The following is a 21609-nucleotide window of genomic DNA, read 5'->3' on the forward strand; positions in this document are numbered from 1 at the left end:
GTAGTTGAAGGGGTGTGTAGGAAATGAATGTCAGTGAGGTAAATCAGAACATGGCAATTCCACAAAGACTGCCTGCTAATGGAAGTGACAGGTTTAATTACATGGTCAGCTATCTTTCCGATTGCCAACTTCAAATGGTTTTGGAAATGGACGGACATGTGAATCAACAGCGATTGCTTCAAGCGATGGAGGCAAGCACCGTTGCTGAACCGATCATTGGCTGCCGCTTTATGAAAGATTCAGTCCGCCCCTATTGGGAGCGACGCAGCGATTTGGCGTCAAGCGGTTGGTGTTCCTTGCAACTTCTCAGTGAGTCTGATTCCGAAGAGAAAGCCATACAGGATTGGCTGTCGAGCCCAATAGACATCGATGCTGATGCGATGGTCAAAGTTCGCATACTGCGGACCTCGACCAAAGATATCATATGCATCAAATTGAATCATCTATGCAGTGATGGTGCGGGGTTGATAGAGTATGTTCACTTGTTAGCTTCGTTATATAGTGAGCTTGCCAAAAACCCTCGCTACGTTCCCAAGTCAAACCCTGAGGGCAGGGATCAGAGCCGTTTGTTCAAGGAGTTGGATATCCCAAATGGCGGGATGCCGCAAGCTCCAGAACCCCAGGGACCAACGCTTCCTTTTACGCCTGGAGAACCAGTTAAAAGGAGACATGCCATTCGCAGAATACCGCGCGAAGAATGGAGGGAGCTGGCGCAAGGATTTAAACAAAAAGGATTCACCGTAAATGATGTGTTATTGGCTGCCTACATGCGAGCTTTATATCAACAAATGGAGAATGTTCCGGCTGAGCAAATCAAAGTTATGGTGACTGTCAATGTAAGAAAATTCTTGCCCACGGGCAAGGCAGATGCCATTTACAACTTGTCTGGCGTTGTTCACGCCTCCATGAATCAAGCAGCAGGGACATTTGCAGATCAGGTGAAAGAAGTAGCCGGATTCATGAAGAATCAACGCGATAATAAAGAGATTCTGCATGATGCGGTAAACACTTTTGCCTTTGTGGAAAATTTAGAGTTTCATCACACATTGAAGATCATACAGGATGTAAGAAAACAAATTGTAGAAAATGGAAAAAGCACGCCAATACTATCAAATTTTGGTATGATTAGTACGAGCCAGATAACATTCGATGATGTGAATGTCGCAGGTGCGTATATCGTCTCTCCAGCCTATTACGCACCAGGACTGATGCTTGGAGTCAGTACGTATCAAGATTGCATAACCCTCAACATTTCCTTCTATGAATCGAATACAGACGTTGGGGTAATAGAAAAACTCCTGGATACCATGCTAGAGGAAATCAAGTCATACCGAGAGTAGTAGCATTTTGCAGCAATTACCCACCCATTTAGATAAGGAGTGAATGAAATGAATAAAGTAGTTTTCCCTAATGAAATATCGGGTGCCGAGAATCTGCAACAACAGTTTGAACCCTACGGCTGGTATGCAGAAATGAGAAAAAATAGCCCAGTCCATTACGATGAAAAGCAACAGGTTTGGAATGTATTTCTGTATTCGGATGTAGAGCGAGTGCTGACCGATTATCACCTTTTTTCAAGCGATACAGGCAAACGAATCGCTGGTTCCCTCGCATTGAAAGAAAAGGGCATCACAGAGATGGACCCGCCTGATCACGGAAAAAGGAGAGCACTCTATACAAAGGCATTCTCAACCAGAACACTCCAGGAGTGGGAGCCGCGTATTCAAGAAATTTCACGGCATTTGCTAGAGGAAGTAAAAGAAAAGCAAAGCATCAGAATTTTAGGTGATCTCGCAACCCCGATGCCGGTGATTGTCATAGCCGATTTGCTTGGTGTACCGTCCAGTGATTGGATGCTGTTCAAGCAATGGTCCGATGTTCTCATCGCTTCCGGGACCCGTGAAACGTATGAGGATATTAACCTCAAAAAGGAAGAAATTATGAAGGAAATGGCCGTTTATCTCTCTCCTATTATTCAAGAAAAAAGAGAGAACCCGAAAAAAGATTTCCTTTCCGATTTAACGCAAACAGAATATAAAGGCCAAAAACTATCTGACCGCGAGATTATTGATATTGCAATCAGCTTGCTGCTTGCCGGCAATGTAACGACAAGTACGCTCTTGTTCAGTGTTTTCTACTGCTTTTTACTGGATCGACCAGGCGTATATCGTGAATTAAGAGAGAATCCGCAGCTGGTAGATCAAGCGATCGAGGAAGTATTGCGCTTCCGTCCACCAGCACAGGTTTTGATGCGCAAGGTTCAAGAAGATACGGATATGTTCGGAAGTCTGATGAAAAAAGGCGAAATCGTCATGGCATGGCTCGGTTCTGCCAATCGTGATGAAAATACCTTTGCACAGGGAGATCAATTCGATATCCATCGACCGAATAGCAATAAGCATTTGTCCTTTGGAAAAGGCTGCCACTTATGCCTGGGCGCACCATTATCCAGACTGGAAGCAAAGGTAATGCTGACAGAAATGATCAAGTGCTATTCTGACATCTCAATCGGTGGATTTGATAACGATCTGATCCTCAATGTAACGAGAGGCTAACTTTTCTTATAAAGCAGTTGAGCAGGAAGCTTATCCTGTTCGACTGCTTTTTTTATATCGGAAAGAAAAGCCCCTAATCGAATTGTTACGAAATGGGAGAAAGACTATAGCCTAAAGCTGGCTAGATGTGGGAGAGAGATCGGAAGAGAAACAGCCGGTTGCCTCGTGTCTAGCGAGGCAATAGTTTTTGAGAATGGTTTGTTAAAGTTTACAACGTTGGTATTGAGCAAGAAACTTTTACTTTATCTGATCCACAGTTCGGGCAGTGAAAAAAAGACATATCAACCATAAGTAAATCCGGTAGGGGGTCAGAAGCATCACGTTGGTTAGAAAGACCCGACGGATTGATTACTTCGGATTGAACCTTGCATTTATAGCAATCAAATCTGTAGACCCATCTTACAAGATTGGCCACAACACTCACCCCTGAGTCTCATGTCGTTTCTCTTAATCGAAATGGACTTTCGATAGAATGCAACTCAAAACTTATCTTTCCGAATCACCAAATAAACAATCAACCCAATAATCGGAAAAAACAAGCAAGCAACAAGCCCGATGATTGAGAATTCCTTGCTATTCCCTCGTCTCCTTGCATCGCGGTATACCCAAATACTGATGACAATGTTAATAATATTCAAAAATAAAAATAGCAGTAACGGGAGAAATACAATAAAGCTAGAGGAAACATCGCCTACCTGAACCAAAGGATCACCTGCTTTTGAATATTTTCAAGACTTTCCCAATTATATATTAAAGAGGAGAGGATTGTGAAATCGATTTATTGAGCCATTTTCGTACCGATCACCGGGATGGAAACTTCCCCCGAACCTCCTCCAAAAAAGCCTGCACCGCCGGGGCCAAATAACGGTTTTTCATATACGCCAAATAAACCGTCCGCTCCAACGCAGGCGAATCAATCGTTTTTCGAACAAGCGAAGTATCTGTTGATCCAGACAAATAGTTCTCAGGAATGATCGTAACCCCCAGATTTTCCCTCACCAACGTTAACGCAGTTTCAAATCGCTCAATCTCAAATTTAATTTGCGGGTTCACTTGTTCAAGCGAAAAGGCCGTTAAAATATCCTCCCTCGTCTGAAACCCCTCTGTACTAATGATGAAAGGCTCGCTAGCCAAGTCTTTCAATTGAACCGATTCCTTTTCCGCGAGCGGATGATCTTTGTGTAGCACCAGCATTAAGCGCTCATCATACAGAGGAAAGGATTCGATATCTTCTTCCTCGATGAATTGATTGGTTATGAGTAAATGCGTATGATACTTCCGCAGTGATTCCTTTACAGCTTTCCCGCTCAGCACCTCGATTAGCTTGATGTTAATGGAGGGAAAACGCCGCTGATATTCGCGAATAACTTTTGGAATCCAATGCTTCACAGACTCAATGATGCCGATGATAAGATCTCCGCTGCCAGTCAGCTTTACTTCTTCCATCTCTTTTTTCAGCATGTTCATTTGAGAGAGAAGCAGCAACGATTTCTGATACAAAATTTTACCAGCGTCCGTCAATTCCATTTTTCTCGTGTTCCTCTCGAGCAATGGAGAGCCGACTTCTTGCTCCAGATTTTTAATCGCGTTACTTAAGGAAGGCTGTGAAATATGCAGCTTTTGTGCGGCTTTGGAGTAGCTCAACTGATCGCAAACTGTCACAAAATAGTGCAAATGTTTGATGTCCAACTGGATCGCCTCCCCTCATTTATAGCTTGAAGCTATCAAATTATTTAAATTATATATTAGAAATAATAAGTTTGTCATTATATAATCAATAAACAAAAGGTTCAGAAAGGATGAATAGCTTGCCAAAGAATGTATCAGCAGATTTGTGGACCGGCCGGACTGACCATACGGAGAGAAGAAGCAGTTTTCGCTACCATCAGATTGTAGAAATAACGGATTTGGATACATTGCAAGCTGCCAAGGATCGCACAGTCGCTATCATTGGGTTTGAATGTGAAGAGGGAGTGAGGCGCAATCAAGGACGATTAGGTGCAGCCAAAGCTCCAAACGCAATTCGGCAAGCGCTTGCAAGCCTTCCTTGGAAAGTGGAGGAAGGAAAACGGCTTGTAGATGTGGGGAATGTTGCTTGTCCAAACGAAGAGCTAGAAGATGCCCAGGAAGAATTGGGGAACGCTGTCTCTGCACTCTTTTCCAAATCCATGACGCCCATTATTTTAGGTGGAGGCCATGAGACATTGTATGGACATTACGTAGGTGTCCGAAAGCATATTGGAAAAGAGGCTTCCTTGGGAATCATCAATATTGACGCTCACTTCGATCTGCGTTCCTATGAAGTTCAGCCTTCATCGGGGACGATGTTTCGGCAAATACTAGAGCATGACAAACATAGCAGCTATTTTGTGCTGGGGATTCAGCGTTTCGGAAATACGCAGGAGCTATTTGATAAAGCAGATGAGCTCGGTGTCCGTTATGTGTATGAAGAAGAAATGACAGACGCACAAATGGATGAAATTACTTTATCTGTAAGAGAATTCATCGAAAAACACGATCATGTCATGCTGACGCTGTGTACAGATGTTTTAAACGCAGCTTTTGCACCGGGAGTAAGTGCTCCATCTCCTTTTGGCTTAACACCAATGGTTGTCCGCACTTTGATCCGTACCGTTGCCGCTCATAAGAAAACGCTTTCTTTTGATATTTGTGAAGTGAATCCGGTTCTAGATGAAAACGGAAGAACAGTAAAGTTAGGTGCTTACTTGACGAATGAAGCCATCATGGGATTACTAGAGAACAACTAAGGGGAGACAACTATGACGTTAGCACTTAATCAAGTAACGACGATTTTTCTCGCAGTAGCACTTCTCGTATTAGGTACATTCCTCGTAAAAAAGGCTAGTTTCTTGCAAAAGTTTTGTATCCCGGCACCAGTGGTTGGGGGCTTGTTGTTCGCTGTCATTGCAACGGCTTTGAAAGCGACCGGAATTTTACAAATTACATTGGATACTTCCTTGCAAAGCTTGTTCATGCTCACGTTTTTTACTACCGTTGGATTGGGAGCGAGCTTCAAGCTGATCAAGCTTGGTGGTAAGCTGCTCGTTATTTACTGGATCGCCTGTGGATTTCTGGCTTTGGCACAAAACGTAATCGGTGTGTCTTTGGCTTCCGTATTCGGCATTCATCCATTGATAGGGATGATGGCAGGGGCTGTTTCCATGGAAGGTGGACATGGAGCGGCTGGGGCTTTTGGACAAACGCTTGAGGACATGGGCATTCAATCTGCGTTGGCGATTGGGATCGCAGCAGCTACCTTTGGTCTCGTGGCAGGGGGCTTGGTTGGCGGACCGACTGTGAAATATTTAATTGCCAAATACGATCTGAAGCCGACGGAAACGGAAGAAGTAGTAGAGACAGTAGAAGAAAAAGGACAACCGATTCACTCGAATACCTTCTTCGTCCAAGTCCTGTTGATTACATTCTGTATGGCATTGGGAACGTATTTGGGAGAGCTGTTCTCGACTGCAACCGGATTTGTTCTGCCGGGTTATGTGGGAGCGATGTTTGTAGCGGTGATTGTCCGTAACATCGTAGACAAACTCAATCCAAAGGCAATCGACATGAAGAGCATCAACCTGATCAGTGACGTGACGCTGGGAATTTTCCTGTCCATGGCACTGATGAGCATCAAGCTGTGGGAAGTTGCGGATCTTGCGCTTCCAATGCTCGTGATCGTTTTTGTTCAAGTAGTATTCATCGTTTTGTTCGGGATTTTGGTCCTGTTCCGTTTGCTTGGCAAAAATTACGATGCTGCAGTCATGGTCGCAGGCTTTACAGGACATGGTCTGGGCGCTACACCAAACGCAATGGCGAATATGGCGGCAGTAACGGGAAGATTTGGTCCTTCGAGAAAAGCATACCTGGTCGTTCCGATCGTAGGTGCTTTCCTAATTGACGTGTTCGCGATGCCGATCATTATTACCACGATTAATTTGTTTAAATAAAGACGATTCAAAATCCCTTCATGCTGGAGATAGTCGAGCTGGAGGGATTTTTTGTGCTTACATTTACTGTGCAATGCTTTCTGCCGTCTGGGTTCTTGCGAAAATTAGAAAGAAAAGGGAATAATTTCTTGACTGTTCGCATTGTGTTCGTATATATTCAAATAAGAACATACGTTCCTATCTCGGTATCTTTGCAAAGACAATCTCACTCCAAAACACAAGTTTTAGGGTGGAGATGTGGAAAGCTGGTTTGGTAGTAGACAGCAGGAAGGGGATGAAAAGGGGCATCAACTCCGAAGGCAAATTTGAGGCCCTGATACAGAGTCAAAGTTTGCACAAGTAGAAGGTAATGGAAAAAATATTTAGTATTTTCCGCGAAATTTGTAACGTATTGTCATTTTATGCGTATTAATTGGTAGAAACAACCAAAAAGTAGAAAATGTGGAGGGGAGTAGAATGAGAGAACTTCATGCGGATGTGGTGATTATTGGGGGAGGTACTGGTGGCTGCGCAGCAGCACTGGCAGCAGCGAAATCAGGGAAGTCGGTCATTATGACGGAAGAAACCGATTGGATTGGCGGTCAATTTACGAGCCAAGCGGTACCGCCAGACGAGCATCCATGGATCGAACAGTTTGGTTGCACGCGAAGCTATCGCACATTCCGTGACAGCGTGCGTGACTATTATCGCAACCATTATCCAATGACGGCAGAAGCACGCGTCATCCCGAATCTTGACCCTGGTAACGGTTCCGTAAGTCGCCTTTGCCACGAACCAAAAGTAGCGCTCGCTGTTTTTTATCAGATGCTTGCTCCTTATATTAACAGTGGTAGACTTACTATTCTGACGAATCACAAGCTGCATGCCGTTCGCATGGCTGGCGATAATGTACTGTCGATCACAGTAGAAGATCGGAAGCATCATGATTTTCATGAGCTGGTAGCACCTTATTTCTTGGACGCGACAGAATGTGGAGATGTACTCCCGCAAGCCGGCGTAGAATACGTACTTGGCGCTGAATCAGTCGATCAAACCGGAGAACCAAATGCTGTTGTTGGACCCCCGCAGCCAAATGATATTCAGGCGTTTACGTATGTCTTTGCCATGGACTATTTGGAGGGAGAGAATCATACGATTGCCAAGCCGGAAACGTATGACTTCTGGCGAAACTACAAAGCAGATTTCTGGCCGGACAAGCTGCTCAGCTGGACAGGCTCCAATCCGCGAAATACTGCCGAATCAGTACGATATGAGCTATTCCCAGGTACTAAATATTTCCCGCTCTTCACGTATCGTCAGGTTGCTGACCCGAAAAACTTCCAAACCGGCTTGTACAAGAGTGGCGTATCACTCGTTAACTGGCCGCAAAATGATTACTGGTTGGGCTCGATCATTGATGTGCCAGAGGAAGAGCGTCAGCGTCACCTTTACGGCGGTAAACAGTTGAGCCTCTCCCTTCTGTATTGGATGCAAACAGAGGCCCCTCGCCCAGATGGGGGACAAGGGTATCCAGGACTGCGACTGCGCAAGGATGTAGTGGGAACAGAGGATGGACTAGCGATGTATCCGTATATTCGTGAATCCCGCCGGATCAAAGCGGAATTCACCGTATTGGAGCAACATGTGAGTGCATTTGTCCGTAATACAGGCAAGGCAGAAGCCTTCGAAGATTCCGTTGGAGTGGGCAGCTACCGGATCGACCTGCATCCGAGCACTGCGAATCGCAATTACGTCGATGTGTCTACCTATCCCTTCCAGATTCCGTTGGGCAGCTTAATCCCTGTGCGTGTAAATAACCTGTTGCCGGCGGGCAAAAACCTTGGGGTTACGCATATTACGAATGGTTGCTTCCGTCTCCATCCAGTAGAGTGGAACGTCGGTGAAGTAGCTGGTTATTTGACAGCTTATTGCTTGGAATATGGCCTGACTCCTCGCGCTGTCCGAAATACGCCTGATGAGCTGAAAAAGTTCCAAGCGTTCTTGTATGCGGAAGGCGTAGAGTACTTCTGGCCAACGATGTACGCAGTGTAAGCAGTTAGACGATCTGGTTGCCTGAGTTCGGGATTTCACCGAACTCAGGTTTTTTCATGGAGAGCGGGAGATCCAGATTCAGAAAAAGCACTTCGCAAGATTTCCTCGACAGTTTCCTGAGGCGTCTGCTCGGAAGAATCGATCCACATGCCGAGCTTTGGTGTCTCTGTCTGCAAGATTTTATTGAGGTGGGGAATCGTCCAAGCACCATACCCTGTTTTGGGACGGGAAGCTTCTCTCTCTTCAACCGCTTTTTCGCTTGGCGTGAGTACGACAACATACAACGGACGGTTCCGAATCATTTCAACAAATTCGCCCAATAAGGGGCCGATCACAACATCCTGTACAACGACATTAAATCCTTCCTCAAAAAAAGTGTCTGCCGTAGAGGCTGTTATTTTGTAGCGCAACTGTAACTGGCGAATGGCTTCTTCTGACGGTTCAGGCATAAATTCCTCTCTGCCATTTACAATCATTCGTCGGAACGAATCACCTCGCAGATGAACGCTTCGATTCAGTTTTTCAGCAAGTAACTGAGCTACTGTTGATTTTCCGGAAGCCATAATCCCAGTAACGAGAAATATACATCTGTCTGGAGCGTGAAGATTGACATTCTCTTGCAACATCATTATCCCACCTTACTCATTCGATGTTATCTGAATTCAAATATGGCAATCATTGGAATATTGTCGTCTTTTTGAATCATAACATGGCGGCCATGAAAACGCGATTAAGAAAATGAGGGGGACTTGATCATGATAGGTCCTATTTTTTTGTGCGGAGAATTAATAGAGAGATTTAGGGAGCATCTATTGAACGTGCCTTATTATCAGGTGATGCATCAAGGAATAAGCTGCGTTGACAACGAAATGAAGAAGGTAAGCACGGATAAAGTAAATAAGATCATCAAACATTTTGTCCATGCTCGTTTTCCTATTGTTTGAACCAAAGCAAGATCCTTGTAGAAAAGCGTTCCTCACCAAAACATCACATATTTGTCTTAGAAGAACAATCACATATGGAGGTGCCAAGCTATGGTGAACCTGATCAAAATCAGAGCGAGTGTATTTATCCCCCTGTCATGGACAGAACCTAAGACCGATCCACAAACAGGAAAAATCATTCAATTTGAAGGCGATTCGCGTGAATTCTCCCCCTATGCGGTTAATTCGATGCGTTCCAGAGTGGAGCAAGAGGTCGTCGTAGACTTTATGAAAAAAGAAATTTTTACCTATCAGAACACGGGGATCACAACAGAGAAGATCACGAATCTTGATGGCTCGATTCAGCTGCGAAAAGGAAAAGCGAGTACAGAGGGAATATTGTGCAGGAAGATGGTATGGAAATCGGATGAAGAAGTGAGTTTTGAAATGAGCGCAAGTGCGAGTAATCCCTTGAATGAGCATGCTCCCCCGGTTGACTACTTATTATCGGTGACTGCGAAAAGGGATGGTCTTGTACAAATCGAAGGAGCGCATGATGGCTTCCCTTGCTTTGAATTTTATAAGCAAGCAGATTTTGGGGCGTTTGAAACGATTTATACCCATGATTTCCGCAAAACGGGCGATACTCCGGCGGCGTTAGCGGGAGAGATGGAGTATCAATTCCGTAAGATTCTGTAGTCCGAACGTATTTTCTTCATGGAAATGTTCAGCTATCAGTACCTTTCACTCTGCTTTCCTTCCACCAGTAGAACAGAGTTGTTACGACAAAAATACTGATCAATACCATCGTCAAAAAAGGAGTCATAGCTACGAGCCTCCTGATCTGTTATTTATTTCGCGAGCAGACCAACTAATTTTTTTCGATCTACCCAGAGCAATAGACCGCACATAACGGTGAGAAGCAGACTATAATTTTGAGCCGAAATATCAAATGCAAAATTGACGATTGTAATATTCAAGGTAATGGGAAATAGACAGACTGCCGCGATAGTTCTCGTCCTCGGAAAAAGAAGCAGCAACGCACAGGCCAACTCCGCAATTCCAATGAATATCTCATAAAACCGCGAGTAGCCAAAAAAGTGCCACGCCAAAATAAGAGGCTCATCTTGACTGGGATCAAACGTAAATGTTTTGGGCGGGCTGAATTGACCAGGTATCTTCACTATCCCATAAAGGAAGAAAGAAAAAGCCAAATAAAGCCGCATAGTAGCTGGAATGCTCTTTGAGAAAATGCGCTTCCACCTGTTAGCTGTGTCCATGCCAATCCCCTACCTTTTCACTCTCTCATCAAAAGGTAGAAACGCTGATGGAACGGAAAGGTTACAAAGAACACAAATGAATCTCATACATTGCTTCTTGTGCTTCCTATAATAAGCCATATCATTACTAGATTATGGGAGGGAAAGAGGCACCAAAAACTCCTATCCTACGTTTGCAAGGAGGTTCTTATCGTGAGTAATCCGACTATGTTCGATCCATTCCCTGTCATCGAAACAGACAGATTGATCCTTCGACAACCTGATCAACAAGACATAGAAGATATTTTTGAAGTGTTGTCACATGAAGAGGTGGCGAGATATGTAGGGATAGCGAGGTTTCAATCGATTGCAGATGCTGAAAATGAACTTCGCTGGTATCGAGACTTATTTGAACAAAAACAGGGACTCAGGTGGGCGGTCACGGATCGTTCCACTGGAAAATTTCTTGGCAGCTGCGGCTACAAACATTATCATGCTGTACATAACAAAGCGGAGATTGGGTATGATCTGAATTTTTCGTGGTGGAATAAGGGGATCATGTCAGAAGCACTGCGGCCCATTATCGCGTACGGGTTTACACATATGCATGTAAACAGAATAGAAGCTGACGCAGATACGCGAAATACGGCATCCATCCATTTGCTCCAAAAATTTGGCTTTCAAGTGGAAGGAATCCATCGGGAAACGGAATTTGAAAATGGGATGTACATTGATCTTGTGAAGCTGGCGCTACTTAGAAAAGAATATGAGTGGAATTCGTAAAAGAATCGGATTCGACAAGAGACGGGGGAATGTACGGAATCTTTCATCGTACAGACCCCCGCTCATTTTCTCCCCACCTCTACAGCCACGCGCAAAGCAGACTCAATCGCCCCTTGAATCCAGCCGTGATATTCATTCGAGGTATGCTCCCCCGCAAAATAAATTCTTCCTTCAGGCGCACCAATGTAGGGAGCCATTTCCGTCTCCTGCAACGGTTTGAACAAGGCAAAGGCACCAGCAGCATAAGGCTGCAATGCCCAATTATGTGTGACCCCCGTAACGAAGGTGTTGTACACCTGCTCCCCATGAATGTCAGCCAGATGCTTTACCGCTTGCATAACTTGTTCTTCTTTCGACATGCTGAGCCACGGAAGGTCGTCATCCTCCCATGTGTAACTGACCAATACGACACCACCAGGCTGATCGAAACCGTGGTTGGGAAAGTAGGAGAGGCGAATAGGCGAATCCGTTACTGTTTGTCCGCTCCTTATTCCTTGTGCTTCCCAAAAGCGCTGAGAAAACTGGACGCCTATTTTGGATGAGGAAACATAGTGGAGTTGACGAATGGCTTTCCATTTTTGATAGGAAAACAGGTCGTACGGTTCAACCTGAACAAACTGCAAACGGGTAAAAGGGATGGTAATAATCGCGATATCACCGGTCATCTGAAACAGTTCATCTGAGTCGGTACGCACCCCAGAAATGGTAATTTGATTTCCTGTCCGGACGATTCGCGTCATTTTATGACGGAAGTAAATAATCTCCTGTAATTGGGGGAGAAATGCCTGTGGTAGCTGGTCAAATCCTCCTGCTATTTCGTAAAAGCGTGTAGAAGGATCGAACAGGATGAAGTCTCGTAAAATTTCGGGAAAGGCGAGCTCAGGGAATCCCTCGAAGCCAGTCATGACCTTGATCATATCGACAGCGGGGGCGGATAAGGAAGGGCCAACAGGATTGAAGCGCATAAATTGATCCATGGAAAACCGATCGTATTTTTTGACGACGATGGGCCAATTCTTCGCTGGATCGAGATTGATGAAGTCGATGACAGGCTTAATGGCTTGCTCTGCTAATTCATTGAAAGTACGACCTTTTTCATGTGGGGCTACAGGGAAGCGGAGGATGTCGGGATCGCGTTGATAGATCCAACGCCTTGTTTTGATGCCATTTACTGAGATGATGTCGTTGGGAGAGTTGTTGATAAACGGATGAAGGGGAAGAGCGAATTTCGCCACGTATGCCAGGGTAAGTTCGTGCGTATGAGGAATACGCATTGCCCCAGCTTCTAGATAATGCCCATGCGTAAAAGGAGAGCGCAATGTGAAAACTCTGCCGCCTATCCGGTCCGCTGCTTCCAAAATCGTTACGTTGTGTCCCGCTGCTTTTAGCAACGAGGCAGAAACAAGACCAGCCATTCCAGCCCCGACGATGATGATATTGAGGGGGGAGTGGGTTTGCGGGAGACCATTGCGAATCATAGACAGCATTTCAGGTTGTGTTAAGGAGAAGGAGGGATTATCCATAGGTTGTCTCCTTTTCATTCTTTTCCGGTACTATGATCCTATTCCATTGATGACTTAGGTATGCTTTGTGTAAGCCGATCATACAGGACTCTACCATTTTCATCCAAAAAATGATAGGATGGAGAAAAGGGGAACAAATGATCGGAGGTCTATGCATGCTGCCAACGGATGTTATCTGGAAACCAACGACAGGCGTCGGATATGAGCACTTGAGAATACGGGAGGGATCAAGCAGAATTCACGTAAATAGCATGGTGGTCGGTAGGCTGGATGATGCCACCATAACAAGAATCCAATATGAGATTGTCCTTGATTCAAATTGGGTCACGCGAGAAGTTTCAATGGGAATCATGGGCGAAGAAGGAGCTTTGCATCTCTCATCGGATGGCAGGGGAAATTGGACGAACGAGGTGGGTGAGCCGATTCCTGAGCTCTTTGGCTGTATCGATATCGATATTTCTTGTACACCTTTCACAAATACACTGCCGATCCGCCGTTTGTCGTATTCTCCAAGCGAACCACAGTCTATGCAAGTAGTCTATTTCTCAGCCCATGAGCTGACGTACAGACAAGTGCAGCAGCAATATACGTTGCTAGAATGCACAGGGGACTCTTCTGTCTATGAATACCGGGCAGGAACATTCGTAGAGAACATCACTGTCGATACAAATGGGCTGGTTCTGAACTATCCAGACCTGTTTATTCGTGAGCAGGTGTAGGGAGAAAGGAGTGATTGTCCAGCATGGCTGAAAGGTTTATTGCGGGCATACTGGCCAGTTTTTTATTTACGTTTGGGACTGCACTTCTGTATTTTCAGGATCGATCCGCGGTTCTTCTCGTTGCGATGTTTACGTTCCCGACGGTGTTTCTGTTAGGGATTCCGCAATCTCTCGTCATTGATTGGGTCATGAAACGATTGCCATGGAACAAGGAAAGCCTCCTTTTCATACTGGAAGCAATGCTATACATCGTGGCTGGAATCATCGCGACCATGATGCTTTTCTTAATCGTTACGCATACCTTTAGGCTGCTTCCTAAGTTTTATGTCCTGGGCGTGGCTGCATCTTTGCTTTATTTTGTTTGCCTGCGTTTCCTACGGCGTAAAAAGAAAGCCCTGCAAGTAGCGTAAGGAGAAGGAGTGAGTGCAATGAATGAATGGGTACAAGTCGTGTCAGGCAACATATTGGAAGCCACGGAAAATATCATCGTGCAGCAGGTCAACTGCATGGGTGTGATGGGAGCAGGGCTTGCCAAACAAATAAGAGCCAAATATCCAAGTGTTTATACGGAGTACAAGCGGCTTTGCGATCAGTATGCGGATGCGCGTGGAGACCTCCTTGGACAAGTACAGCTTTGCCAAGTTGGAGAAGGGAAGTACATTGTCAACCTTTTCGCACAGCTCGGTTATGGAAAAAAAGGAGTCTACACGAAATATGACATGCTGCAAAAAGGGTTAGAAGAAGTTCTTTCCCTAGCGAAAAAAGAAAATCTAACCATCGCCATTCCATACGGGATCGGCTGCGGATTAGCAGGTGGGGCCTGGGATGTGGTGAGTAAACAGCTTGACGAAATTTTTGAGGGCTTTAGTTTGAAGGTGTACAAATTCGAAGCGGATTGACGGCAGAGGATCACCTGCGCTATAGTAGAGAGAACCATATCTAGGGAGAGATGTTGATGTCGGCGGTCGTTCTTAACTAAAGCAATTCCATACAAAAGGTCTTGATTCATCATTCGAAATTTTGCCATGCTGCAAAGTTTCTTTGTGCTGGGTGATAATCGGCCTTGGAATTAGTTAAGAACAACGGATATCATACAATGCCTTAGGTGAAAACCCTATCATTGCGCCCAAAATCCGTGCTGAGTTCAGCGCGGTTTTTTATTTGGTTGCGTTTTGTTTAGGTATCCCAAAAAAAGGGCGGAGAATGACATTTGTTCATTCTTCGCCCTTTTTATTTTTTGGAAAAAAGGAGAAATCAGTCATGAATGAAAAAGCATTACAACGTCTCGAATACGACAAAATCAAAGAAAAGGTAATGGAATACGCCTTATCGTACGCAGGAAAAAAGCATGTAGAACAAATGATGCCGATGGACTCTGTCAAAGTAGTGCGAAGTAAGTTGGACGAAACAGCAGAAGCCAAGAACATCCTGCAAAATGGAGCCAGTGTACCGATTCCTGCGCTGGAAGGGATGGAGAAGATCCTCTCCCTTCTGGGGACGGGATATGTATTTAGCGTAAATGATTTTACGAATCTGTACCTGTTCTTAACGAGTTGCTCACAGCTAATGAAGTACATGGCGACAAAAGCACAATTGGCGCCACGCGTAAGTACCTATGCAGCATCGATGTACGACGCCGCAAAATTGAAAAATGAAATCGAACAATGTATCCGTCATGGGCAAGTTGTCGATTCCGCTAGCAAAGACTTGTTGAAGGTGCGTAAGCGCATTGTCGTCTTTGAAGAGCGCCTGAAAAGACAACTGGATTCCATCATGAACAAATATCGTTCGATCATGCAAGAAAATGTCATTAGTACACGCAATGGTCGTTATGTCATCCCCATCAAAAAAGAACATCGCAAGCAAGTGGCTGGCAGTGTTTTAGATGAATCGGCGAGCGGTCAAACCGTCTATATGGAACCGACGGAGATCAGCACCGTACAGTTTGAACTCACAGCACTCAAGGCAGAGGAAGAACGCGAAGTAACAAAAGTACTGATGCAATTGTCCGCATTCGCTGAAGAATATACACACGAACTTGCTGTGAATGTCGAGACCGTCGGAATGTATGACTTCCTTTTCGCAAAAGCGAAGTACGCATTGGCAATTGGGGGCGCGAATGTCGAACTAAACGAAAAAGGGATCATCGATGTCAAGGAAGCGCGGCATCCGCTACTCGGTCCGAAAATGGTGCCGCTGCACATGAGGATTGGTCGAGAGTACAAATCGCTTATTATTACAGGTCCCAATACAGGTGGGAAAACATTGACGTTGAAAACCATCGGGCTTTTAACCATGATGGTGCAGTCAGGTTTGCTCGTACCCGTGCAGGAAGGAAGTCGCTTCTCCATTTTCCGCAACATTGCGGTAGATATTGGGGATGGGCAAAGCATCGAGCAGGCGTTAAGCACGTTTTCCGCGCATATTCATAATGTCCTGGAAATCTTGCAGATTACCGACGCTTCGACTCTCGTCCTAATTGATGAGATGGCTACGGGTACAGATCCAGGAGAAGGTGTTGCCCTATCGATTGCGATTTTGGAGGAGCTGCACCGAAGAGGCGCAACGGTGATTGTGAATACACATTTTAACGAGATCAAAAATTTTGCCTCCGCAACTGCCGGGTTTCAAAATGCACGAATGGAATTTGACGAAGAGACCTTGCAGCCACTGTATCGCCTGCGCATCGGAGAAGCAGGACAGAGCTACGCATTCCTGATCGCACTGAAGCTGGGTATCCCGTCTGAGATGATTCAGCGTTCTCGGGAAATTACTCGGAATGGATTCGCGGCTCCCCCTGCCACTACAGAAAGGCTGGATCTATACCAAGACGTCGAGCAGGAAGAGGATGAAGCTCCAAGTTATGTGGAAACAAGAGTCATAGAAAAGCCAGAAGAAGTGGAAGTAGAGGTGGAAAAGGAAAAGGAAAAGCGTGAGCATCCTCCACAGGAGATTTCAGAAAAAGCCGCAGGCACACCTGCAACGCCTGAGCGTGACAAACCATTTGCTGTTGGTGATTGTGTATTCATCTCCTATCTGGGGAGAACCGGCATTGTGTTTGCTGCGGAGGACTCCAAAGGTATCGTTGGCGTCATGATTCAAAATCAGAAGTATAAAATCAACAAAAAGCGCCTCGTCTTGCATATTGAGGGCAAAGAACTGTATCCGGCCGACTATGACATGGACATCGTATTCGAGACAAAAGAGAACCGGAAGAAGCGTAAAATGATGAGTCGCAAGCATGTCGAAGGATTATCGATCGAGACGAAGCGGGAGGGGTGACGAGGTACGGGCAAAAAGCCGATTTTCTCTAAGAGAGAATCGGCTTTTTGATGTTGATAGGATGAATGGGCTACTTGGCTGTATGGCTAGCTGTCATTTGTTTACTAACAAGCACCATGATGATCGCCAATAGCAAGAAGTAGATTGGCATGGTGACGAGCGAGCCATTATGAAAATAACTCATGCCGCTGGTGATAAGACTAACGACGATGTAGTAACCCAAACCAAAAATAGCGCCAGCAGTTCCGAGTACATCGCTGTAATGGACAAGGGCTAAACTCAGGCAGTTTGGAATCATGATTCCAACCCCCAGCAGAAGAGTAAAGATAGAGGCTACCATGATCGCCATCGAAATAACGGACGGACCCACACCGTACAAAGTGAAGCTTGTGAGCCATACCGCCCCTAAAGTCGTCACTAGTGAGCCGATCAGGATAATGTTCTCAGCCGGGTATTTGGTTAGCAGTTTTTTCGAGAGCATCGCTCCGATCACAGAAGCCAATGCTACGAAAATACCCAAAAACCCAAACACACCAGGTGTCATGCCGAAAAACGCAATGAAAATAAATGGAGCTTCGGCATAGTAACTGAACAATATGCCATTTGTCGCCCCAATTAAGAAGCCAAAAGCCCAAATCCTTTTGTCCGTAAAAAGTCGTTTAGCTACAGCTAGTGTGTTTATCTTCGAAGCTGTAGACGTTTTGGTCTCAGGCAACGATACAAACGCGTAAGCAAAAATCGCTATGCTCATCGCAATCAGCGTGAAGAAAACAGCCTGATATCCAAACGATTGATCCACCCAACCACCGATTAAGGGGCCAATTGCAGGCGTAAAAGCGAGAGCGGCAGAAATCTGGGCAAAAACTGCATGACGCTTGTTGCTGTCGGTACTCTCTCGCAAGATGGTTTGGGTTACCACCGATCCTGTACTCGCACCGAAAGCTTGAATGAACCGGCTCCATAACAACCAGTCAGCTGAATCGGAGAGGTAGCAACCAAAGCTGCCCAGTCCGTAAACGAATATTCCCCAGAGCATGGCAGGGCGTCGACCGATAGAATCAGAAAGTCTTCCCCAGCAAAATACGCCAAAGGCAAAACCGAGGAAGTAAATACTGAGTGTCAGCTGGATCGTATTGTTACTGGCATGGAGACTATTGGCGATATCAGGTAACGAAGGTGTATAGATCGTTTCGCTAATTTGCGGAAAACCCACCAGGATCATCAACAGTAACAAAGATGGTGTTGAGATTTTTCTATTCACTTGTACATTCCCCCTATATTCCGAAAATCTCAAACAGCGTAGGAGGGAGATTACGGGATGGGGGGTTTACATTTTATCAGTCTGGAAAATGAAAGCATATTGTCACCTTACATAAGTAATAGGGGGAAATTTTTCAATAGAATAGCATTCATTTGAAATCGGTGACAAGTCATTTTCATCTGATGATTTACTCACACTTTTCTCTTTTCCCTCGATGCAGGGCTGTACGGAAGCTGCTTCCACAGCCGCAGGTTGCGATCGCATTCGGGTTTTGGATCGTAAATCCACCCATCATTCCTGTCTCTTTGTAATCGATTTCGACGCCATCGATATACGGATAGCTTTCCGGATTGACGACCAGCTTCACGCCATCCATATCGATGGTGGTGTCGCCGTCTTGATACGTATCATCAAAACCGAGTCCATAGGTCATCCCGGAGCACCCCCCGTCCTTCACGCCAAAACGGATGAAGAGAGAAGAGCTTTCTTGTTCGAGCATATTCTGAATGCGAGTGACGGCAGCTTCGCTGATTTGAATCATCGTGAGACCTCCCTTTTTATAATTACTGTTCACCTACGATCACAACCTCAGGAACAAGGTGAATCCCTGATTGGCTGTGAACTTTTTCCTGAATCTTCCTCATGAGTGTCCATACATCAAGTGCAGTGGCATTGCCGGTATTCATAATGAAATTGGCATGCTTGCTCGATACTTCCGCGCCTCCGTATCGCATGCCCTTTAGGCCAGCCTCTTCAATGAGCTTTGCAGCAAAATGGCCCGGAGGATTTCTGAATACACTCCCCGCACAGTCAAAAGGCAGAGGCTGTGTTTTTAAACGTTTTTCTTTATAGTGGTTCCACTGGAGCTTGATGCTTTCGCTGTCGCGCAAAGTCAGCTCAAAAATAGCTTCCGTGATAATGACATGAGCATCTTGCAAGGATGAGTGGCGATAAGAAAAATCCAAATCTACAGCACGTAGGGAGCGAATGGCTCCCGTGTGCGTGATCACTTCAGCTGAATGGAAAATGTCTGATATGTCCGATCCATTCGCGCCTGCACTCATATACACAGCGCCGCCGACAGACCCAGGTATTCCGCCTGCGAACTCCAAGCCACTGAGCCTGTGCTTGTTTGCCAACGCTGCAAGCTTGATCAAGGAGTAGGCGGCCCCTGCGTAAATCTGATTGCCCGCGATTCGGGCATAGTCCAGAGCCTTGTTTAATTTAATGACCGCGCCACGATACCCTTTGTCTGTGACTAATAGGTTAGAGCCCTTTCCCATTGCCATCCATGGGACATGATGTTCATTCAGTATTTGCAGGACCATGATCAGTTGGGATTTACTGCTCGGTGTAATCAGTAAATCCGCTGGTCCGCCGATTTTCCAGGTAGTATGTGCCGCCAAAGGCTCCTGATAAGTCACCTCGACCTGTCGTTCACGGAGAAGGGAGAATACAGGTTTCATTCGTTTCACCTATCCTTTTTGGAAAAAAGCACCTTGCACTACAATCACAGTATATGCACTATTTTATATATATTCAACTAAAATGTTTAATAAATTGCAGTTGCGTAGGTTTCACGATGAACAAAGAGAGTCACTTTATAAACATGTTTGTTGAATTAGTTGTACAAAGGACATATACTGTGAGCGTATCGTTCTTTTCCAATAAAGGGGCGAAGAGAAAATGGAGAGATTTAGACACCTATCAACACGTGAATACATTCTGTTGTTGCTGAAAAGAGAAGGGGAACTCAGCACAAAAGATTTGCAAAACAGGCTGGAGCTCACAAAGGTAGCTGTCAGCAGGCAAATGATCTACTTGGAAAAAGACGGTTTTGTTGTGTGCAGAGTAGGCCGTCAAAAAGCAGGTAGACCGATGCACTACTACTCGTTGACACAGAAAGGCAACGAACAATTTCCGAATGATTACGGGCAATTAGCCGTGGATTTGATGGAGCATATCGTGCTGGCAGACGGGGAAGACCGAGTGGATCAATTTTTCGCAAGACAGCAAGAGAAGATTATCCAGAAATACGAGGGGCAACTGGAAGGAAAAGAGCTATCTGAAAAGGTGGCAGAGATGGCACACATCCAAGATGACAACGGATTTATGGCGAGATGGGAACAGGTAAGTGATGAGGAATATGTGATCACGCAGTACAATTGTCCCTATTTTAAAGTAGCAGATCGGTATCAGATGATCTGTGCAAGAGAGCTTAATTGTTACCGAGCGTTGCTACAGACGAGCGTAGAACGGACGGAATGCGTAGCAATCGGCGGAAAGAAATGTGTCTATCAGATCCGAGTTGCGCAATCGTAGCTGCAAGCATCATCACGACAGATGAAACGACAAATGGGAGGGAACGAAAACAATGACCAACTCGAATCCATGGGATGCGGACTGGGAAGTATCTGAACCATTGGCACGCGCACTCATCTTCCGTCAGTTTCCGCAGCTAACTTCTATGCCCATCAAGCAGATCGGCTCTGGTTGGGATAACGTGGTCTTTCGAGTGGGGGACGAATATGTTTTCCGTTTTCCCAGGCGAAATGTCGCTGTTGAATTGATCAAAAAGGAAGGGGTGCTGCTGCCAATGCTTGCGGCATTCCTGACAATACCGTATCCGAAGCCCGTTTTTTATGGGGAACCCAACGACGATTATCCATTCCCTTTTTTGGGGTACACGTATGTACCAGGAACGTTTCCAAAAGGCTTGACCGACGAGCAGCGTGCTTCATCGGCAGTGGCACTTGCGACGTTTTTAAAAAGATTGCACGCGTTTCCGCTCCAGCGTGCCCGCGAGAACGGGATCGAGCATGATCACAGGAACCTGCTGGACATTGCACAGAGAAAAGAAAAGATGCAGACGTTTTTGGCTACCTTAGCTGTACATATTTCTGCAGAGGATCGGGATGCGATCGCGAATTATTTAGGGCAAGTTGTGATAGACCGATTAAGTCCGCGTGAAGTGCTGCTGCATGGAGACTTACATGTTAAAAATATGCTGGTAGATGAAGCTGGGCAGATATCGGGCATCATTGACTGGGGAGATCTCAATGTGGGTCATCCAGGAGCGGATGTAAATGTGGCCTACAGTTTTTTACCACCACAAGCCCGCCAGTCTTTTTTTCATGCGTATGGAGAAGTGGATGAAGAGACAAAAATATTGGCCAGGATGATGGCAGTGTACATTCCAATGCTGCTCTGGATGCAAGCCATTGATCAAAATGACGAAGAAGTGGCAGAGGAAGCAAGAATGACGATACGGCGAGCACTCGCTGACGAATAGGGCTTCTGTAACA

General features: G+C 45.5%; 21 protein-coding genes. 13 read left to right on the forward strand and 8 right to left on the reverse strand.

Features of this window, described 5'->3' with window-relative positions; genetic code table 11:
* The first annotated feature begins 23 nt into the window (after positions 1 to 23).
* Positions 24 to 1340 carry a condensation domain-containing protein gene (locus FB479_RS00735; RefSeq protein WP_142061555.1) on the forward strand — a complete coding sequence of 439 codons (1317 nt, stop codon included), beginning with the start codon at positions 24 to 26 and terminating at the stop codon, positions 1338 to 1340.
* A gap of 48 nt (positions 1341 to 1388) precedes the next feature.
* Positions 1389 to 2555, forward strand: coding sequence for a cytochrome P450 (locus tag FB479_RS00740; protein ID WP_106653677.1), 1167 nt, complete (start codon positions 1389 to 1391; stop codon positions 2553 to 2555).
* Between the two features lie 479 nt (positions 2556 to 3034).
* On the opposite strand, the gene FB479_RS30810 is transcribed toward FB479_RS00740, so the two are convergent.
* A complete protein-coding gene (locus tag FB479_RS30810) occupies positions 3035 to 3259 on the reverse strand; it encodes an ABA4-like family protein (protein WP_106653676.1) in 225 nt (74 codons plus the stop codon).
* A 97-nt stretch (positions 3260 to 3356) separates the two neighbouring features.
* Positions 3357 to 4244 (reverse strand): LysR family transcriptional regulator, encoded by an 888-nt coding sequence (locus tag FB479_RS00750; protein ID WP_142061558.1) that lies wholly within the window; start codon positions 4242 to 4244, stop codon positions 3357 to 3359.
* Between the two features lie 110 nt (positions 4245 to 4354).
* Here FB479_RS00750 and hutG point away from each other — a divergent pair, with 110 nt between their 5' ends.
* The 3 genes from hutG (at position 4355) to FB479_RS00765 (ending at position 8554) form a co-directional block, all read left to right on the forward strand.
* Entirely contained in the window at positions 4355 to 5323 is a 969-nt protein-coding gene (gene hutG, locus FB479_RS00755; RefSeq protein WP_142061561.1) for a formimidoylglutamase, read from the forward strand.
* A gap of 12 nt (positions 5324 to 5335) precedes the next feature.
* Positions 5336 to 6523 (forward strand): sodium/glutamate symporter, encoded by a 1188-nt coding sequence (gltS, locus tag FB479_RS00760; RefSeq protein ID WP_106653673.1) that lies wholly within the window; start codon positions 5336 to 5338, stop codon positions 6521 to 6523.
* A 456-nt stretch (positions 6524 to 6979) separates the two neighbouring features.
* The gene (locus tag FB479_RS00765) at positions 6980 to 8554 is read left to right on the forward strand and encodes an FAD-dependent oxidoreductase (protein ID WP_142061564.1); all 1575 of its coding nucleotides are present in this window, start codon (positions 6980 to 6982) and stop codon (positions 8552 to 8554) included.
* A 44-nt stretch (positions 8555 to 8598) separates the two neighbouring features.
* Here FB479_RS00765 and FB479_RS00770 read toward each other — a convergent pair whose 3' ends face one another.
* Positions 8599 to 9180 (reverse strand): AAA family ATPase, encoded by a 582-nt coding sequence (locus FB479_RS00770; protein WP_255438238.1) that lies wholly within the window; start codon positions 9178 to 9180, stop codon positions 8599 to 8601.
* A gap of 408 nt (positions 9181 to 9588) precedes the next feature.
* On the opposite strand from FB479_RS00770, the gene FB479_RS00780 reads away from it, so the two are divergent.
* Positions 9589 to 10176, forward strand: coding sequence for a DUF3238 domain-containing protein (locus FB479_RS00780; RefSeq protein WP_106653671.1), 588 nt, complete (start codon positions 9589 to 9591; stop codon positions 10174 to 10176).
* A 152-nt stretch (positions 10177 to 10328) separates the two neighbouring features.
* Here FB479_RS00780 and FB479_RS00785 read toward each other — a convergent pair whose 3' ends face one another.
* Positions 10329 to 10757, reverse strand: a complete 429-nt coding sequence (locus FB479_RS00785) for a DoxX family protein (RefSeq protein ID WP_142061567.1) — start codon at positions 10755 to 10757, stop codon at positions 10329 to 10331.
* A gap of 192 nt (positions 10758 to 10949) precedes the next feature.
* Here FB479_RS00785 and FB479_RS00790 point away from each other — a divergent pair, with 192 nt between their 5' ends.
* Entirely contained in the window at positions 10950 to 11519 is a 570-nt protein-coding gene (locus FB479_RS00790; RefSeq protein ID WP_106653669.1) for a GNAT family N-acetyltransferase, read from the forward strand.
* Positions 11520 to 11581: 62 nt separating this feature from the next.
* On the opposite strand, the gene FB479_RS00795 is transcribed toward FB479_RS00790, so the two are convergent.
* Positions 11582 to 13042, reverse strand: a complete 1461-nt coding sequence (locus FB479_RS00795) for a flavin monoamine oxidase family protein (RefSeq protein ID WP_142061570.1) — start codon at positions 13040 to 13042, stop codon at positions 11582 to 11584.
* A gap of 155 nt (positions 13043 to 13197) precedes the next feature.
* Between FB479_RS00795 and FB479_RS00800 the strand changes: the two genes are divergently transcribed.
* The 4 genes from FB479_RS00800 (at position 13198) to FB479_RS00815 (ending at position 17043) form a co-directional block, all read left to right on the forward strand.
* Positions 13198 to 13761: a putative glycolipid-binding domain-containing protein gene (locus FB479_RS00800; RefSeq protein ID WP_142061573.1), complete on the forward strand. Its 564-nt coding sequence runs from the start codon at positions 13198 to 13200 to the stop codon at positions 13759 to 13761.
* Positions 13762 to 13784: 23 nt separating this feature from the next.
* On the forward strand, positions 13785 to 14171 hold the full coding sequence (locus FB479_RS00805; protein WP_142061576.1) for a hypothetical protein: 387 nt from the start codon (positions 13785 to 13787) through the stop codon (positions 14169 to 14171).
* Between the two features lie 18 nt (positions 14172 to 14189).
* The gene (locus FB479_RS00810; protein WP_142061579.1) at positions 14190 to 14660 is read left to right on the forward strand and encodes a macro domain-containing protein; all 471 of its coding nucleotides are present in this window, start codon (positions 14190 to 14192) and stop codon (positions 14658 to 14660) included.
* A gap of 361 nt (positions 14661 to 15021) precedes the next feature.
* Positions 15022 to 17043, forward strand: coding sequence for an endonuclease MutS2 (locus tag FB479_RS00815; protein ID WP_142061582.1), 2022 nt, complete (start codon positions 15022 to 15024; stop codon positions 17041 to 17043).
* 70 nt (positions 17044 to 17113) lie between these two features.
* On the opposite strand, the gene FB479_RS00820 is transcribed toward FB479_RS00815, so the two are convergent.
* From FB479_RS00820 to murB, 3 genes are all read right to left on the reverse strand, one after another.
* Positions 17114 to 18304: a multidrug effflux MFS transporter gene (locus tag FB479_RS00820; protein WP_142061584.1), complete on the reverse strand. Its 1191-nt coding sequence runs from the start codon at positions 18302 to 18304 to the stop codon at positions 17114 to 17116.
* 187 nt (positions 18305 to 18491) lie between these two features.
* Positions 18492 to 18845 carry a HesB/IscA family protein gene (locus tag FB479_RS00825; RefSeq protein ID WP_142061587.1) on the reverse strand — a complete coding sequence of 118 codons (354 nt, stop codon included), beginning with the start codon at positions 18843 to 18845 and terminating at the stop codon, positions 18492 to 18494.
* Positions 18846 to 18867: 22 nt separating this feature from the next.
* Complete coding sequence (gene murB / locus FB479_RS00830) at positions 18868 to 19770, reverse strand: UDP-N-acetylmuramate dehydrogenase (protein WP_142061590.1); 903 nt, start codon at positions 19768 to 19770, stop codon at positions 18868 to 18870.
* Positions 19771 to 19990: 220 nt separating this feature from the next.
* Between murB and FB479_RS00835 the strand changes: the two genes are divergently transcribed.
* Positions 19991 to 20626 (forward strand): helix-turn-helix transcriptional regulator, encoded by a 636-nt coding sequence (locus tag FB479_RS00835; protein ID WP_142061592.1) that lies wholly within the window; start codon positions 19991 to 19993, stop codon positions 20624 to 20626.
* A 52-nt stretch (positions 20627 to 20678) separates the two neighbouring features.
* On the forward strand, positions 20679 to 21596 hold the full coding sequence (locus tag FB479_RS00840; RefSeq protein WP_142061595.1) for a phosphotransferase: 918 nt from the start codon (positions 20679 to 20681) through the stop codon (positions 21594 to 21596).
* The last annotated feature ends 13 nt before the right edge of the window (positions 21597 to 21609 follow it).

This window comes from Brevibacillus sp. AG162 (assembly GCF_006715575.1).
In the GTDB taxonomy this organism is placed as follows: Bacteria; Bacillota; Bacilli; order Brevibacillales; family Brevibacillaceae; genus Brevibacillus; species Brevibacillus brevis.